This window comes from Magnetofaba australis IT-1 (assembly GCF_002109495.1).
Taxonomy (GTDB): domain Bacteria; phylum Pseudomonadota; class Magnetococcia; order Magnetococcales; family Magnetococcaceae; genus Magnetofaba; species Magnetofaba australis.
The window spans coordinates 512,549-529,941 of record NZ_LVJN01000019.1 but is presented as its reverse complement, the minus strand read 5'-3'; the positions used below and the strand labels follow the sequence as shown (position 1 = coordinate 529,941).

The 17,393-nt window shown below is 59.7% G+C and carries 14 protein-coding genes and 1 tRNA gene; 10 read left to right on the top strand and 5 right to left on the bottom strand.

All coding sequences use genetic code 11. From position 1 onward, the window contains the following. Positions 1-125 precede the first annotated feature (125 nt). From MAIT1_RS22655 to MAIT1_RS11560, 5 genes are all read left to right on the top strand, one after another. Positions 126-584, top strand: coding sequence for a DUF5681 domain-containing protein (locus MAIT1_RS22655; protein WP_414673640.1), 459 nt, complete (start codon positions 126-128; stop codon positions 582-584). 723 nt (positions 585-1,307) lie between these two features. After that, positions 1,308-2,561, top strand: coding sequence for a caspase family protein (locus MAIT1_RS11570; protein WP_158089449.1), 1,254 nt, complete (start codon positions 1,308-1,310; stop codon positions 2,559-2,561). 756 nt (positions 2,562-3,317) lie between these two features. Further along, entirely contained in the window at positions 3,318-4,391 is a 1,074-nt protein-coding gene (locus MAIT1_RS11565; RefSeq protein WP_085442420.1) for a restriction endonuclease, read from the top strand. A gap of 462 nt (positions 4,392-4,853) precedes the next feature. After that, positions 4,854-5,405 carry a transposase gene (locus MAIT1_RS21530; RefSeq protein ID WP_143814796.1) on the top strand — a complete coding sequence of 184 codons (552 nt, stop codon included), beginning with the start codon at positions 4,854-4,856 and terminating at the stop codon, positions 5,403-5,405. Beyond that, positions 5,381-5,677, top strand: coding sequence for a hypothetical protein (locus tag MAIT1_RS11560; protein WP_143814795.1), 297 nt, complete (start codon positions 5,381-5,383; stop codon positions 5,675-5,677). Before MAIT1_RS21530 ends, MAIT1_RS11560 begins: the two co-directional genes overlap by 25 nt. Positions 5,678-5,887: 210 nt before the next feature. Here MAIT1_RS11560 and MAIT1_RS11555 read toward each other — a convergent pair. The 3 genes from MAIT1_RS11555 to nagZ form a co-directional block, all read right to left on the bottom strand. Then, positions 5,888-5,963, bottom strand: a tRNA-Glu gene (locus MAIT1_RS11555). 94 nt (positions 5,964-6,057) lie between these two features. After that, positions 6,058-6,456, bottom strand: a complete 399-nt coding sequence (locus tag MAIT1_RS11550; RefSeq protein ID WP_085442418.1) for a gamma-butyrobetaine hydroxylase family protein — start codon at positions 6,454-6,456, stop codon at positions 6,058-6,060. Between the two features lie 24 nt (positions 6,457-6,480). Continuing rightward, positions 6,481-7,623: a beta-N-acetylhexosaminidase gene (gene nagZ / locus MAIT1_RS11545; protein WP_085442417.1), complete on the bottom strand. Its 1,143-nt coding sequence runs from the start codon at positions 7,621-7,623 to the stop codon at positions 6,481-6,483. On the opposite strand from nagZ, the gene MAIT1_RS21525 reads away from it, so the two are divergent. Beyond that, entirely contained in the window at positions 7,599-8,024 is a 426-nt protein-coding gene (locus MAIT1_RS21525; RefSeq protein WP_198947870.1) for a VanZ family protein, read from the top strand. The genes nagZ and MAIT1_RS21525 overlap by 25 nt on opposite strands. 297 nt (positions 8,025-8,321) lie before the next feature. Here MAIT1_RS21525 and MAIT1_RS11535 read toward each other — a convergent pair whose 3' ends face one another. Next, positions 8,322-10,358 (bottom strand): molybdopterin oxidoreductase family protein, encoded by a 2,037-nt coding sequence (locus MAIT1_RS11535; protein WP_085442416.1) that lies wholly within the window; start codon positions 10,356-10,358, stop codon positions 8,322-8,324. 107 nt (positions 10,359-10,465) lie between these two features. Between MAIT1_RS11535 and nth the strand changes: the two genes are divergently transcribed. Beyond that, positions 10,466-11,182, top strand: a complete 717-nt coding sequence (nth, locus tag MAIT1_RS11530; protein ID WP_085442415.1) for an endonuclease III — start codon at positions 10,466-10,468, stop codon at positions 11,180-11,182. Position 11,183: 1 nt separating this feature from the next. Here the strand turns inward: nth and MAIT1_RS11525 are convergent, their stop codons facing one another. Further along, entirely contained in the window at positions 11,184-13,049 is a 1,866-nt protein-coding gene (locus tag MAIT1_RS11525; protein ID WP_085442414.1) for a tetratricopeptide repeat protein, read from the bottom strand. 341 nt (positions 13,050-13,390) lie between these two features. On the opposite strand from MAIT1_RS11525, the gene MAIT1_RS11520 reads away from it, so the two are divergent. The 3 genes from MAIT1_RS11520 (at position 13,391) to MAIT1_RS11505 (ending at position 17,334) form a co-directional block, all read left to right on the top strand. Continuing rightward, complete coding sequence (locus tag MAIT1_RS11520; RefSeq protein ID WP_085442413.1) at positions 13,391-13,600, top strand: hypothetical protein; 210 nt, start codon at positions 13,391-13,393, stop codon at positions 13,598-13,600. 411 nt (positions 13,601-14,011) lie between these two features. After that, complete coding sequence (locus MAIT1_RS11510; protein WP_085442411.1) at positions 14,012-16,633, top strand: SUMF1/EgtB/PvdO family nonheme iron enzyme; 2,622 nt, start codon at positions 14,012-14,014, stop codon at positions 16,631-16,633. A 107-nt stretch (positions 16,634-16,740) separates the two neighbouring features. Next, entirely contained in the window at positions 16,741-17,334 is a 594-nt protein-coding gene (locus tag MAIT1_RS11505; protein ID WP_143814794.1) for a hypothetical protein, read from the top strand. Positions 17,335-17,393 lie beyond the last annotated feature (59 nt).

Here is a 17,393-nt window from a genome sequence, read left to right as displayed (position 1 = left end):
CCCCTCCCCTGGGTTTGTGCTCTCCTTTTGGGCTTAATCTGTAGCTTAAAATCCGTGCGATATGTTAGAATAATTTCGGATTGATTTGTTCATGTTGGCAACTGAACACTTATTGAGCGCGTGATATGAGCAACCCTGAAAAAACTGGTCCGCAGCAGGTCGAACGCATCCAAGGCAGATTTCCCCCTGGGAGGTCTGGAAACCCCAAAGGACGCCCCCCTGGGAGCGGAAAAACCGCATTGCTGCGCGCCCGCCTCCTGGAAGGTTGCCCGGAGGTGGTAGAAATGCTGATTGAGAGAGCGAGAGAAGGAGATGTGCAAGCTGCTCGCATCATCTTGGACAAAGTTCTACCCAACTTGAAGCCTGAAGCAACCGGCGTATCTCTCCCTCTCCTAGATCAAGGATCACTCTCCGATCGAGGGGAATCTGTGCTTGGATTACTGGCCAGTGCTGAAATAGGTCCAGAACAGGCCTCAAAACTCCTCAGTGTTCTTGTGGGGGTTGCGAGGCTACACGAGGTTACTGAGTTGGCAAAACGCATTGAAGTGCTGGAAACTACCCAAAAGCGGCCTCTGCCTGCCTGACGCTATAGGAGAGATTTATGTCAAGCTCCCTCTCGTCACGAATTGGCAGCTTAGAGCGCCTTCGTGACCTGGATCCAGATTATGTGGAGGAGTGTGGCCTCTTGGTGCTAATTGACAGCGTCTACCGAAAGAGCGCCCCTTTCTCACCAGGTATTGATCTGGACAACCTCCCCGCAAATGTCACATCACTTGTGATCGTCCCTGCCAGCCCACGTATGCTTCCAGACGACTGACATCCGAGTCATGGGCTGTAATCCTTTACAAAAGGGACCCCCTATGGGACCCTTACAAATCTATGGGTGTCAGATTTTTTAAGTCAAAACAGCTCTTTCACTTCGGTAGATTTTATGAGCTATGATCGGAAGTTGTGTATGAGCGGGATGTGATCAGGTGGCGTATTCCGGTGAGGCTTTGGCAAGCACACACCAGAATCCACAAGGAAGGCGTACACCATGAATAAGGATGGCGTTGTTGCTTTACGTGCGCCAGCACAAGCACCGAACGGCCCACTAACGGAGGTGATTCCCCAAGGGGCACCTCCTGATATTGAAAATGGGGGCATTCGGGGCAATCTGGGACAGTGCTTGTTCAAAAGCCGCTGAGAATGGGGGCTCACACCAATTCGGAAGGCAAAAAACCGGTTTGAAACGCTCGTAGGCGCGCTCGATCAACGCGCTCCAAAAGAAGTCACCGATTCAGGATAGGTTAATGCGGAAAGATTTCATGCCCCCATTTCGACGTCGTTTGATCGCCCTGCCAATGGCGTGCGCGCTCCTGGCTATCCTGCCCGGTTGCATGACATCCACCACCTCGTCCCACCAGGGCGTGGCCAGTTCCGGGCTCAAGCAAGCGCCTGCCTCGCGCAAATATGCGCAATCCTATCAAAGCGTGTTTGATAGCGCCGTGCAGACGGTGCATCTGCTCGGCTGGAATCTGGCGCAGAGCAGCGCCAGTCAGGGCTTGATTACCGCCAGCACGCCGCTGAACTTGCTCACCTTCGGAGATCAGGTAAAGGTGCTGGTGCAACGGCGCCATGGTCGGGTGCAGGTGGACGTGACCAGCACCAGCCCGCAGTTGATCGATTGGGGTAAGGGCGGGCAGAACGTGGTGCAATTCTTCACCATCCTTGAACAGCAACTGGCCAGCGTAGAGCCCGCCGCCAATCCAGGCAGTGACCTGGGCGCGGCGCAGTTGGGCGGGACCGCTCCCCTGACGCCGCCGGAGGGCACCGCTCTGACGCCTTCCATGGATGTACCTGCGGGGGTGGATTTTGGGCGATATCACGCCCTGATCATCGGCATCAACGACTACCGGTCCTTGCCGCGCCTGAAGACCGCCGTGAGCGATGCGCGCGCCGTGGCGCAGGTGCTTGAGCAGCGCTATGGGTTTCAGACCCGCACCTTGGAGAACGCCTCGCGCGGCGAGATTCTTATGGCGCTTACCGCCTATCGCAACCGCCTCACGCAGCGCGACAATCTGTTGATCTACTACGCCGGTCACGGTTGGTTGGACCAGGAGGGGGATCAAGGTTACTGGCTACCGGTGGATGCCACCGAAAGCGACACAGTCAACTGGATTTCCAACGCCTCGCTGACCACTGCGCTTAAGGCGATCAAGGCTAAACATGCGATGGTGGTGGCTGATAGCTGCTTTTCCGGTAAATTGACGCGGGGGCTGAAGGTGCGCATTCAGACGCCGGGCTATCTTGAGCGCATCGCCCGCAAGCGTGCGCGCGTGGTACTGGCCTCGGGTGGTCTGGAGCCGGTGGCCGACGCGGGCGGAAAGATGGGCCATTCGGTGTTTGCTTCGGCCTTCCTGGAAGCCTTGCGTGATAACGCCGGGGTGATGGATGGCATGTCGCTGTTCAGCCGCGTGCGCCGTCCGGTGATGGTCAACACCGACCAGACCCCGGAGTACGCCGACATTCGCAAGGCCGGGCACGACGGCGGCGATTTCCTGTTTGTCGCTCGCCCCTGACCTCCACGTCCTGTTGCGCCGTTTTTTCGGAAGAGTATCCTGTTCACCCAACGCACCGTTCGTCTGTTTATCCTCGTTGCTGTGAAATAAGAATAAAATCCGGGGGTAATTTTGGGGGTATCTATTTTGCGTTTTTTTTTCTGGAATTCAATCAAACACATATAGATAGATTTGTGATGTGGTTGGTGGTGAGGAATTTCATCGAGTACAGCAAGATGGGCGTGTTCACCGTCGAGGTGTCCGAATGACCACGCAGGGACGGGTGGTCGCCATCTTACCTTTGCCCCCGTGCTAGGCGGGAGGGTATCCTGAGAGGCGGAAATTTGATGACCGCTATGGAGGGGGATCCTTCTGGACCGGACATCAGAAGCCAATGCCAAATTATGAATGGCTGAATATTCTCCTGATATCAGGTGTTTAGACAGGATTGGTTGAATACCGCTTTTTCAAGAAGCGGACTTGAGTATAGCATCCACGGGCATAGTCAAATCCAGAGGCGTCTTGCACCATTTGTGAAAACCCGTAGGTGTCCAGAACGATCTAAATCGCCAACGATTATCTCATAATGCTCGACTCAGAGATCGGAAGTCTTGCGGATTGGGGGGCATTTAGCCATAGTTACTCCGGTCGTACCTGGGGCGGCTGGTGCGAGATATCTATGACGAGGCGTACTCGTGATCTATAATAGCTGAGAATTTGTGAAGGAAGTCTTCACAGTTATGAATCCGTGAAGTTATTGAATGTTAGGTGATAGCTATGATTAGATATAAAATTTTCAATTGGAAAAACTGGGGTCGAATGATTTTTTTTGGTTTTGTTTTGATCCCCTTTATTGGTGGAAATTCAAGTGGAGAATCTAATCTAGCACTAATACTCTTAGCGGTATGGTTTTCTGTAATAATCACAAGTCCCTTTTTGATTCTAATAAACAGTTCTAGCATAAGAAATAGTTTGCCACCGGATGTAAGGTTTATTGCGTGTCATCTGCCTGTTGACTACGATAAATTTGTCTGGAGTGACAAGTATGCGACTGCTCTCAATGTTTATAGTGATGATATCCTAGAAAAATCAAGCATAGATGACTTGCCAAGATTTGCAAGAAGGTGTGTTTTATATTTGATCGAGTTTTTGCGTGCAAAGAGATACAAAAAAATAGAAGCAATTGTCAGGGATAATGTGGCATCTTTACACAGGGAGATGAAAGTTTCTCAAAGGACTGACTCATATGGAAATATTATTGATGATGGGTGGAGTAAGGCGTTATCATATTTTTATGATAATGTTGTATGCAGAGACTTTATAGACCCTGCTACATCAATGTCACTTGAAACAATACCAGACGATGTATTCAACAAAATTGCAGAGCCTGGTCTCTGGATAACATATGATCATAATAGAAACGAAATAATAGAGTTTATAAAACTGATTGTGGAAGATTATTCAAGGAACCTTGTGTCTACAAATGTTGATGTTGATGGCCTTGATGGATTCGAGTATGAGTATTATTGCAGTGACAGATTGAAAGAAAATGGGTGGGAAGCTTCAGTGACTCAAGCTTCCGCGGATCAAGGTGTAGATGTCATAGCTACTTATAATGGTAAGCGGGTCGCGATTCAGTGCAAGAAATATTCATCTCCAGTTGGGAATAAGGCAGTGCAAGAAGTGCATACCGCGAAAGCTCATTACGATACCCAGTTTGCAATTGTTATGAGTAATGCTGGTTACACCAGAGCGGCTAAAGAATTGGCGCAAACATCGGGAGTATTCCTGACCCATCACGATGACATTCCAATTTTGGCGCAAATGCTTGGTCTGGAAGCGGCCACCTGATTCGCACGAATCATTCCCCTGAAATCAGGGAAGGTCCCATTTCAGGAACCTGAAGTACGCTCAGGACACAGAGAATGTTGGAGCTCTATGGATGGGAATGCGCTCTTCCAGATATCTGAATACTGCGATATCTGAAAGGGCGAGTATGACGGTGAGGACTTCCTGTTCGTCCGGAAGAAGTGTCTGAAGTCCGCTTCTATCAAAAGCGGACATGAGTGTGGAGAATGGAGCTGTGAACATGTAGCTCCTTTCTTTTGCGTATTCCGGTGCAAAGCGGCCAGTGATTCCGACGCAAAACGGCCACTGATTCCGATTCAATCCGGCCACCTATTCCGACGTAAAGCGGCCACCCCGGCGAAGGGGGAATCTCAGGAGCGATCAAGACACAGATAACCTGGCATACTCCAATTCTTTCTCGCCATTTCATGGGGGAGGCTGGAGCTGCCCAAACAGAGGTTATCCATGCGCAAGATCAAGGAAATCCTGCGACTGAAATTGGAATCCCGCTTGAGCAATCGGCGCATAGCCGAGAGCGCGAGTATTGGGCGGACCGCAGTCTCCGAATATCTATCCAGGGCCAAACGTGCGGGTCTCACCAGGCCTTTGCCAGAAAATCTAGACGACGCGGCGCTTGAGCGCCTGCTGTTTCCTGAGCCCGCGTTACGCGCCGCCGCGCCCCCATCATTGCCACACTGGCCCCCTATCCATCTGGAGTTGAAGCGCAAGGGCGTTACCCTGACCTTGCTCTGGGATGAGTATAAACAGCGCCATCCCGAGGGGCTGCAGTACAGCCGCTTCTGCGAACTCTACCGAGAATGGCGCGGCGGCATCGACCTGGTGATGCGACAGGAGCATCTCGCCGGAGAGAAACTCTTCGTCGACTATTGCGGCTATTTTTCATGCTCCGAGTCTCTGGTCTCGAGGCCGGGTACGCATTGCCAGATAATCCCCAATTTCCGCACAAAATTTTTAGGGCCATTGGGTCTGCTATGGTCATACTGCTGGGTCCCCTGAAGGGGATCCTTACAAATCGCGGCCGGGTTTACCTGCGTGGCCGGGAGAACGTGCATAAACGCTATCTAATCCATGTGGCCGAATTCAACCTGGCTCTGCTGATGCGGTCAAAATATGACGTTGGGACCCCGAAGGGGTGGGCAGACGAGCCAATATTGCTTGTTCTCGTCGCTCAGGATGTGATTGCTGATGTTACGGTGGTTCTGTTGGCTATCATCGGGCCGCAAAGAGAAATCGTGCCGGTGGCCGGGATGGTTATGCGCCGCCGCTGAGGGCTGGTTTTATCAACGGGCTGTTAGGGCGCGACATATAATGTAGCTTTCCCTCACAGGAGTGACTTCAATAATTTGCTATGGGGGGAGTCCAGGAGAGAGGAGGAGGGCTGCAAAAAATCAAATGATGTGTATGGCTGTCTGGGGGCGTTTATTTGTGAAAATCTAGACAAGCACTCCACAGACAACCATACAACCATTTGATTTTATTGGCGTCCCGTACGGGTTTCGAACCCGTGTTACCGGCGTGAAAGGCCGGTGTCCTAGGCCTCTAGACGAACGGGACGCACGCTCTGAAAGGACGCTCTTTATACCGGGGCCGGGACGCGGACGCAAGCAAAAATTTCATCGGCGACGCATCCCGACCGCAATCGCTCCGATCAGACGGTTTTGATCATGAACACCGACGGGCGGCGACGCTTGCCCGCCGCCTCCAGATCCTGCAGATACTTCTCCCAATAGGCCGCTTTGTTCACGCCCAGATCGTAGAGCATATCCCAGGAGTAGAGCCCGGAGTCGTGATCGTCGGAAAACGAGATCTTCACCGCATAGTGACCCACCGCCTCGATGCCGGTGATTTTCACCCCCTGCTTGCCATCGATGAGTTTGGCCTGGTCAGGCGTATGCCCGCGACAGTCGGCGCAGGGGCAGAACACGCGCAGCTCTTCATCGGTAAAGGTCAGACTCTCGCCATTGTCCCAGGTGGTCTCCACCACGCCTTCGGCGCGCTTCTGCTTGAACTGGGTGGGGATGTGTTTGGCTTTGTACGTCATGCTCATAGTGTGCGTCATCCTTGTTACGGTTCATCCGGGCTCGGACAGAGCCTCGGTTGGATCCAGCGCCAGCGCCTCGCCCGCCAGCAGGCTGACCCGCTCGCGGGCGGCCCGGTAGGTGGCGTCCTGCAACAGATCGCGCCACGGGCCGGGGGCGATGCGCGCATTGTGCAGGATATGCTCCTGCCGCGCCAGGTTGGCGTCGCGCTCCGCCTGGGACAGGCCCGCCAGCGCCTGCTCCACGCCGTCCAGCGCCGCCTCGGCGTCGGCCAGCTGGCCGGTGCAGACCAGCACTTGATCGCACCCGGCCGCCACCGCGCGTCGCGCCCGATCGGCCATATCGCCCTCCAGCGCCTGCATCTCCAGGGCGTCGGAGACGATCAGCCCATCATACTCCCACTGCTCGCGCAGCAAGCCTGTCAGGGTTTCCCGCGACCACGTCGCCGGTTGCGCGCGATCCAGGCCGCTCATCACCAGATGCGCGGTCATGATGATGGGCAGTTGGCCCAGCAGACTGAGATAAGGGACAAACTCCCACTCAGCAAGTTCCTCGGCGGACTTCTCCACCCGCGGCAACTCCTTATGGGAATCCACCAGCGCCGCCCCGTGACCGGGAAAGTGTTTGCCCGCCGCCAGCAGCCCGGTGCTGGTGAAACCGCCCAGCCACGCCCCCGCCAGCGCCGCCACCACATCAGGGTCGGAACCGAAGGCGCGTTCGCCGATGACGTCGCTGGCGCCCGCCTGACGGATATCCAGCACCGGCGCGCAGTTGACGCCAATGCCCATGTGCCCCAACTCCACCCCGTTGAGCCAGCCGGTAAGCCGCGCCAGACTCAAGGCCTGTTCGGGATCGTCGTCAAATTGAACTTCAAACGCCTGGGCGCTGGGATAGGGTGTGAGCGGATCGCGCAGGCGCTGCACCCGCCCCCCCTCCTGGTCGATCCAGACTACCGGCGGGATATCGCATGCATCCTGCACCGAAGCAATCAGCGCCTGCACCTGATCCAGATCGGCGATATTACGCGAGAACAGAATCACCCCAGCCGGTTGACGCGCGCGCAGAAATGCCGTCTCTTCATCGCTCAAGGCGCATCCGGCCAATCCCATCACCAGATAGCGCGCCGCCTCCTGCTGCACGGAAAAGTCCAATGTCACCGTCTGAGTCTCCCCCACTGCGCCTCTCCTCACCGCTGCGCGGCCTGTTCTGGTTGCTCATCACCGCTCTGTTGAGCGGGGTGATTTTTCATCTCTCCAGCGGCCCCATCACCGCGCCGATGCCGCCGATTCCCCACATCGACAAGGCGATTCACGCCAGCATCTACGCCCTGCTGGCGATCAGCGCCGCCCTCTGTGCGCGGCATCTGTTCACCGCTCTGACGCGACCCGAATGGTGGGGCGCGCTCTACGCCGCCCTCTATGGCGCCAGCGACGAGTGGCATCAAACCTTTGTCCCAAGCCGCTACGCCGACATCTGGGACTGGCTCGCCGATGTGGCGGGGGCCATCTTGGCGGTTTGGGCGCTTAAAAAATATGGCAAGTTGAAAGAGACTGGGGCTTCGCCCCAGACCCCATGATGGCTCCGCCCTCAACCCGCCAGGGCGCTGCCCTGGACCCGCACGGGCTCTGCCCGTGACCCGCCAGGGAAATGATTTCCCTGGACCCTCGTTAGTTTTACTCCGAGCGGGACACAGTTTTGATCAATCTCCAATTTTATTGCGCAGGCACGAAGTAAAGGTGGAAAATCGGGACATTTATTGGCGCGATTTTCCGGGGTCTGGGGGCCGCGCCCCCAGCGGGGCGTGGGGCAGCGCCCCACGGTGTTAGGGGAGTTTGAGGGCGCAGCCCTCAATATCTTAACTCTTCCCCTCGCCCTACGAAGCTTTCGCTACCTCGACGCGATTGTCATGAAACGCCGGACCACCCGCCGGAACCACCGGGTCGGCATGGGAGAGCGCATTGGGGCCCACCCCCTGCTCGAACTCCTCCCCCGCATAGTTGGTCTCGGTCAAACATAACCCGGGCCGAACCACATCGCTGATCTTGGCAATGAACACCAGATGCGCCAAAGCGTTGTAGGCCACCACCCGCTCGCCATCGACGATACCCCGCGCGGCCGCGTCATCGGGATGCAGCAACAGCGTTGGTTTGCCGCGCTTGTCACGCGCCTTCTGCGAGGCGGTGAAGGTGGTGTTGAGCACCTCATGGGCCGGCGGGGTCATGAAGTCCAGCGGATATTGCGCCGATTGCGCATCATCGCGCCGGTTCACCGCCCAGTGATCAGGCATGGCGGGCATCGCGGCATCGCCCCAATCCGGCTTGAAGCGGAAACGCCCATCGGCGTGGCCAAAACCGTTGCGGAAGTGGCGCGCCTCCTCGTCCGGGGTCATATCCAACCACGGCTGCGGCCACGCTTCCAGCGGCGGCAGGCCGCTATCGGCCAACATCTGCGCGCGCATCTGCTTGGCGTCCATCTGGAAGCCGGGCTCATCCCAGCCCATCCGCTGCGCCAGCCGATTGATGAAGTCGTGATTGGAGAGCGCCTCGCCGCTAGGCGGAACAACCACATCCGAGCTTTGCACGGTGTACTGCCCATAGGATTTATACAGGTCGTCATGCTCCAGGAAGGTGGTGGCGGGCAGCAGAATATCGGCAAAGCGCGCGGTGTCGCTCATCACCTGCTCATGCACCACGGTGAACAGATCGTCGCGACACAGACCGCGAATGGTCTTGCTGGAGTCTGGGCAGGAGCCCACCGGATTGCTGTGCATCACCAGCAGGCCGGTGATGGGCGTCTCCAGGCTCTCGTCGGTGAGAATGCGGCTGATCTGCGACATATCCAGCACGCGGGTCTCATGGTCGATCCACTGCGCGCCGCGCGCCGCATCCAGATTGAGCGCTTTGAAGGCGTCGCCGGTCTCCAGCAGCGCGCCGCCGCCGCGTTTTTTCCACGCCCCGACCAGCGCAGGCAGACACGACACCGCATGCAGGTTGACCGCGCCGTTGTTCTGCCGCGTCATGCCGATGCCAATGCGGATATACGGCGCGGACGCCGCCGCATATTCGCGCGCAAAGGCGTCGATATCCGCCGCCGGAACGCCGGTGATCGCTTCCGCCCATTGTGCCGTGGCCGCTTGCATGTGGGCGTCCACGGCGTCATCGAAGTCGGTCAACTGCGCCAGATAGTCGCGGTCGGCCAGCCCCTCGCGCAGCATCACCCCCATCAGCGCCCGCGCCAGCGCGCCATCGGTTCCCGGACGCGGCTGAATGTGCCAGTCGGCCAGTTTGGCGGTGCGGGTGCGGTAGGGGTCCACCACGATCAGCCGCGCGCCCCGCGCCCGCGCCCGTTTGACAAAGCCCATGAGATTGATGTGGGTGGAGACCGCGTTGATGCCCCACAGAATGATCAGGTCGCTCTGCTCGGCCAGATCCTCCGCAGAGGGGCCGAGACCGCGCCCCACCCCGGCGCTCCAGCCCGCCGCAGCGATGGCGAAGCAGAGGGTTTTGCGCATGCGCGAAAAACCGCCGCGATGGACCAGACGCTCCACCGCCGAGCGTTGCACCACGCCCATGGTGCCGCCATACCAGTGCGCCCAGATGGTCTGCGCGCCGTGCTGCTCGATGCGCCGCCCCCAGCCCTCGGCGATGCGATCCAACGCCTCGTCCCAGGAGATGGGGACGAAATCCGCCACCCCTTTGGGGCCGTTGCGGCGCATGGGCTGCAGAATGCGCGGGCCATGCTGAATCTCGCTGTAGCGGGAGACCTTGCCGCAGATCACTCCTTGGGTGAACGGATGGTCGGGGTCGCCTGAAATTTTGGTGATTTGGCCATCTGCGCCGGTTTGCACGCGCAGGGCGCAGGCCCCGGGGCAGTCCAGCGGACAGACGCTCTGATGCGTAACTGGGGACATGATCAAGAACTCCAAATGGTGTTTGAAAATATCAAAATCTGTTATACCAGCCCCACGCGACGCCCCCAAGGCGCGCTGAATCGTGAACCGAGAAGATGAGATTCGCCATGCCGCGCAAGAAGAGTAAACCGGATATCCAGGCGCTGTTTGACGCCCTGGCGGCCAACAACCCCAACCCCAAGAGCGAACTGGATTTTCGCAATCCGTTTGAGCTGGTGGTGGCGGTGGCGCTGTCGGCCCAGGCCACCGATGTGGGGGTCAACAAGGCCACCCCGGGACTGTTCGCCGCAGCGCCCACGCCGCAGAAGATGGTGGCGTTGGGGGTGGAGGGGATCAAGCAGAAGATTCGCACCATCGGCCTGTTTAACAACAAAGCCAAGAACATCTACGCCCTGTCGCAGATGTTGATCGACGAATTTGGCGGCGAAGTGCCGGAGGACCTGGAGGCGTTGCAACGGCTGCCCGGGGTGGGGCGTAAAACCGCCAATGTGGTGATGAACGTCGGCTTCGGCCACCCCACCCTGGCGGTGGACACCCATGTGTTTCGCGTCGCCAACCGCACCGGGCTGGCCCACGCTAAAACCCCCGACGCCACCGAGCAGCAGTTGCTCAAGATCGTGCCGCCGGAACACGCCCTGCACGCCCACCACCACCTGATTCTGCACGGGCGTTATGTATGCAAGGCGCGCGCGCCGCAGTGCGACGCGTGCGATATCACCGCCTGGTGCGATGAGTTCAAAAAGCGCCAAAAGGCGGCCAAGCCCGCCGCTGCGTCTCAGACGTCCCGCGCCAAGCGCGCGGCCAAAGCCACAAAAAAGACCTAAATCACTCCGCTGCGGCGGGGTCGCTCAGATCCCGCCCCGCACACCAGCGCGTCCAGGTCGCTTGCACGCTCTGCGCTGCGCCTTCCGGCTGCTGGCGCAGAAAATCCACAAACCGGCAGCGCGAAACCTGTTTGCTCTCACGCTCCTCTTCAAAGCCGATATTGAACGCTTCAGCGGCCTCGTCCACGCGCCCCAACTTGACCAGCGCCACCGCCTGATTGAACGCCGCTTCGCGGATCATGCCATCCTGTTTCAGGCGCGCCGTGGGATCCCACTCCACCTTGCCCTCCCGCACCTGCGCCAACACCGGCGCCGCCTCAGCGAACTGCGCATTGCGCATCAACGTCAACCCCAGACGCAGCAGCACTCTAGCGTTATCGGGAAAAACTCTTTGCGCATCATATAGGTAAGACAACGCGCTCAGAACCCGCCCCTGCAGCAGCAGCATGTCCGCCGCGCCCAGGCGATACTGCAGATCGTTGGGTTGTTCGGCCAACGCCTTTTCGAACATTTTGCCCGCCATCACCACATCGCCTTCGCCCCAATAGGCCCGCGCCAACAAACCGTTCACAAAGTAGTGTTCGCCACGGGCCTGAATCGCGCTGTTCCACAAGGTGATGCTGTCGCGCCACTGGCCCATGTAGACGAACGCATTGGCGCCATACAGCAGGGCCGCCGCCAACGCAATCGCCGCCTGCGCGCGCAGATTGACGCGCCAACGCGACAACCACCACCCCGCCTGCCAGACCACGGCGATGAAGAGTCCCATGTGCGGCAGGTAGGTAAAGCGGTCGGCCATGCCCTGGGCGCCGATCTGGGCGATGCCGGAAACCGGAAACAGCGAGCCCAAAAACCACAGCCACCCCACCAGCAGCCACGGATTGACGCGCCACCGCCACAGCGCTACGCCGGTGACGCCCAGCAGCAACAGCGCGCTGGCGATGCGCTCCGAGAAGGGATGCCCCGCCATGGGATAAGAGTAGAATCCGGCCAGATCAGCCGGATAGAACGCCATCAGCAGGTACTCTTTATACGAAACCGTCACATGCCACAGACGCATGCTTAAGGGGATCTGCTCCAGGCTGGCCAAGCCGGTGGCGGTCTCCGTCGCCACCAACAGAGTCACCGCCGCCGACAGAATCATCACCCCAAAAAACGGGATTTTGTCGCGCAACAGCGCCCAGGAGAGCGGCCGCCCGCCAGGCCACAGATCCACCAGCACCAACAGAAACGGCAACGTGATCCACTTGGGCTGCGACATCAGACTGAAGGCGAACAACCCCAGCGAGAACAGTCGCCATCGCCGAGCGCTGCGCCCGCTCTCCTGATGCGCGCGCCAGTAGGCCAGCAGACTGCCCAGACCAAACAGGGCGCTGAGCACCTCCTTGCGCTCGGTGACCCACACCACCGCCTCCACATGCTGAGGATGCGCGGCGAAGATTAGCGCAGCCGTCGCCGCCCAACCGGTGCGTCCGGTGGCGCGCTGCAGCCAGAAATAGAGCAGATAGACGTTGGCCGCGTGCAACAGGATGTTGGTCAAATGCGCGCCTTGGACCAAAAACTCGCCGTAGATCTCCGCATCCAGCATGTAGCTGATCCACAATGCCGGCATCCAGTGCCCCAGCCCCATATCGCTGGTCAGAGCCCGCCACAACGCCTTGAGCGTAAAGCCATCCTGAACCGATTGGTTGTAGGTGATGTAGTGGTGATCGTCATAGTTGATCAGACCAAACTGCGTCACTTTGGCGTAGAGCAGCACGCTAAACAGCAGCAAACCATAGGCGATCAAGCGCTGATTGAAGGCCTCAGAGCGCGCGGGAGGCGCGGATGCGGTCGTGGTGGATGATTCGGGCGCTGACGCCTGCATGCGGACTCTCCTGGTGACCAAAGGACATGCGCCACAGCATCGCTTCAACAGGGCGCCAGCGGGCAGAATAACCGTGTTCGACGCCAATGGCACAGGGTCTTCCCAACAACGTTGAAAAGCATTGCATTTTTATCTCATTTCACGTAAAACTGATGAACATAACGCCTGCGATTCAGCATTCAGGAACGTGCGCAATCGCAAGGCGTCCCAGCGCAGAGTTCCGCGCCTGGGCCGGTTCTTCCCCCACTGCATGGATGCTGTTTCGTCGCGTTTCGCCTCTGGCGAAGCGCAGCTATTCGCCGTATGACGCCCGCTGCGCATACGAACGAAAGGAGCGATCCATGTCCGTGCGCCAACTGACTTACAGCGCGGCGAATCTGGCCACCGCGCAGCTCAAACAGAGCGCCCAAGCCAACTCCAAAGCCGTGCAAAGCGACCTGCTCAAGCACTACGGCGAACGCGCCGACGCCAAAGTGGAGGCCGCCGCCCGTCGCGACTCCGTGGCCTATCAAGTCGCCATCTCCGATTTAGCCCGTAGCGTGCGCGCATAACGTTTCCGCGCGTCACGCACGCTTTTCCTGCGAAATTCCTCTCTATTATGCTGCGGCGCCGACATCGGCGCCGCAGTTCGTTGCGCTGCCGTAGAGACGCCTGCGGCGTCGGTTTTCGATTTCCCACCTTGCATGAGCCTGCCTCGAGTCGCAAAATCGCCCCAGGATTTTGCCGCGCCCCCATCACGGAAGAGGTCGCTTATTCATGCCCATGTGTCGTCCCTTCGCCATTTTCGCCACGCGCCGCTGGCGCGGTTGGCAAGTCGTTATTTTTCTTATTTTCTGTCTCGCACTGCCCGCCCAGACCAAGGCCCAATCGCTCACTGCGGCGCAAATCGCCGATCTGTTTCAAGCGGCGCGTAAAGACGTCAACGGAGATCGTTTCACCACCCCCCCGGTGATAACGCCCTGGTGAAATTGCGCGCTATTCTCGACGCCGCTCCTGACCACGAAGGCGCCCACAGCCTGCTGCAGGAGATCGCCGAAGACCTCACCCGACGCAGTCGCGAAGCGCTGGACGTCGGCGACGCCCAGAGCGCCATTCGCCACGTTCTCAACGCTCAAGCCGCCCTACCCACCAGCGACACCGTGGCCAATACACGCGATCTGGTGGATGCGCGCTACCCCGATCAACTGGCCCGCGCCAAGCAGGCGCGCATTGATGATCTGCTGCAACAAGCGCAGGCCAATCAGGCCAACAATCGCCTCACCCGCCCCATGGAGCGCAACGCGCTGTATCGGTACCGTCAGGTGTTGGCTATCGACCCCACCAACATCGCCGCCCGTCAGGGTCTCGGCCAGATTATTGCGCAGTTGAACGCCCTGGCTGGTCGCCCCGGCGTGGGCCCGCGCGAGGCGCGCGCGCTACGCCAGAGCGCGCGTTTCATCTCCGCCGCCTACCCCGGCCTGGAAGAGGCCGCCAAACAGCGCTACGCCCCGCCCGCCGCGCCAACAAACGACGCCCCCCGCATGGCGGACGCCGCGCAAGCGGAGGCGGCGGATCCGGTCACCACGCTCCTGGAGCAGGCGGAGAGCATGCTGCAACAGGACTATTTGACCCAACCGGCCAACGATAACGCCGTATCGCGCTATGAAGAGGCGCTGCGCCTCGACCCGGGCAACCCCCGCGCCCTGGATGGCCTCACCCGGGTAAAAAATCGTCTGCTGGCCCTGGCCGACGCCACCGGCTCGCCCAGCCGTGCGGGGCAACTGCGACAACGCGCGCGCATGGTGGAGGCGCTCACCGCCGTGGCCCCGGATGCGCTGCGCGACGATGAGATGGCCGCCGCACCGCCCATGCCCGATGATGAGGGCGAACCGGTCGAGCAGGAGCCGCCCGCCGCTACGGCCCCCGCCGATCCCCGCACCAGCGCCCTGTTGACCCAGGCCGAATCGCTGCTGATGCGCGATCGCCTCACCCAGCCGCCGCAGGAGAACGCCCTTCAGCGCTTCCACCAGGCGCTGGAGCGGGACCCCGGCAACGCGCAAGCTATTGCGGGCATTGAGCGGGTCAAAGCGCGCCTGCTGCTGCTCTCCAAACAGAGTCTGGACCCGCAACGCGCGCTGATTCTGCGCCAGCGCGCCGAACAGATCGATCTGCCCAACGCGCCGCAACAACCCGCCGCCGCCGCGCCCGCCAAAGCGCCGGCGTGGATCAGCGTGCTGCTGCGTCAAGCCGACGCCGACCTGCAAGCGGATCGCCTCACCCGGCCGGAGAAACACAACGCGCTGTTCCGCTATCGCCAGATTCTCGCCGCCGATCCCGACAACCCCGACGCCCTGTCGGGTTTGGCGCGCATTGTCGGGCGCCTGAGCGACTTGGCGCAGAACGAAAGCGATCGTGACAAGGCAATGCAGTATCTGGACTCCGCCGCCTCCATTCTGCCGGGGGACCCGCGCATCGCCGTGGCCTATCGGCAATTGGCGGGCATCCCCAGCGCGCCCGCCGCCGCGCCCGTCGCCCCGCCTGCGCCTGCGCCACCGCAGCGCTTCGATGCGCTGCTGGCGCAGGCGCAGGCGAACCTAGCCAAAGATCGCCTCACCACTCCAGAAGATGACAACGCGCTGGAAAAATATGAGCGCATTCTCGCCCAGCAGGCGGATAACGCCGCCGCGCGGGCGGGCATTGAGCAGATCATCGGCCGCCTGCTGGAGATCGCCAAAAAGAGCGCCCACCGCCCGCAACGGCGCGATCTGCTGCGCAACAAGGCGCGCCTCATCGCCGAGCGCCATCAGATGAGCGCCCAGTTCGGTTTCGCCGCAGCCAAGCCGACGCCGAGACAACAACAGAGCAATCGCGCCGCATTGGTTCCCTCCGCTCCGGCGGGCGATATGGATCAGTTCTGGACCGAAGCCTCCACCGGCATGCAGTTTGCGCGCGTGCCCGGCGGTTGCTTTCAGATGGGCTCCACCCAGGGCGAGGCCGACGAGCGCCCGGTGCATCAAACCTGCGTTAACGGCTTCTGGATGGGGCGTTATGAGGTGACTCAGGGGCAGTGGGAGAGCGTGATGGAGTCGCGCAACAACCCCTCCAAGTTCAAACAGGGGCCCTTCTATCCAGTGGAGAACATCTCCTGGATGGACGCCCAGGAGTTTATTCAGAAGCTCAACGCCAAAACCGGCCAGCAGTTCCGCCTGCCCACCGAGGCCGAATGGGAGTACGCTTGTCGCAGCGGCGGCAAGCAGCAGACCTGGTCCGGCCCCCTGCCCGCCACATCTGTAGCGTGGTTCAAACAGTCGCCCTATGAGAGCGGCGCCACCCACCCGGTGGGTCGCAAACAACCCAATGGGTTGGGTCTGTACGACATGAGCGGCAACGTCTATGAGTGGGTCTCCGATCGCTATCAAGCGGACTTCTATGCCCACGCGCCGCGCGACAACCCCATCAATAACAGCTCCGACTCCGCCTATCAGGCGCTGCGCGGCGGCTCCTGGGAGAATGAAGCGCGCCATGTGCGCTGCGCCAATCGCGACTGGCTCAAGCCCAACCACTGGCTCGATCTGATCGGCTTGCGACTGGTCCGCCCATTGTAGAACAATTCACGCAGCTCTCTGAAGTTAAGTCGATTCTCTGGAACCGCGACAAAATCCAAAACGTCTGATACACTAGAATCGACTTTTTTGCCAAACGAGAGGGGGTCGTGATGAACTCCGCCCGACGTTTCTGGATTGGCGTACTGCTGGCCATGGCGCTGATACCGCTGTTGGGCGGCGCGGGTGAAGCCGGGTTCCTGGCTCTGCTCAATCTGCTCCTGTTCTGGGGTCTGTTCCTGGTATTCTGGTCGGCCCTGCACCACATTCTGCAACGCTATCGTCCCCATGATGATCCCAACGCCCACGCGCGCCATGGGCATGCGGGCGCCTCTCCCCCTTCGCGTCGGACACAACAGCGCCCCCAAGATGACGCCGCCAAATCGGAAGAGCCGCTGTTCCCCGCTCTGTTCGAGTGGGATGAGCCCGACGACGCCGCAACCGAGAATCAGATCGGCCCCTATGCGGGCTGGCGCGCGCTGGACCCCGATCAATGGCGCATCGCCGCCCATGGTCCCATCATTGGGCGATTCCAAAACCACCCCATCCCCGCCTGGATTCGCGCCAGCGACGGACGCACCGCCGACTACCACGGCGTGGATCAAAATCCAGAGACCGGCCCCACCCTCTGCCTGGAGTCCCCCGACCACGCCTGGTGGGTGACCGAACCGGGCCTGCGCTACCGCCTGCGCACAGTCGAATAATTTTTCCCCCGGCCGCCGGTTTGAGAGCCTCACGCGCCCGCCAGAACTTGCCTGCGGGC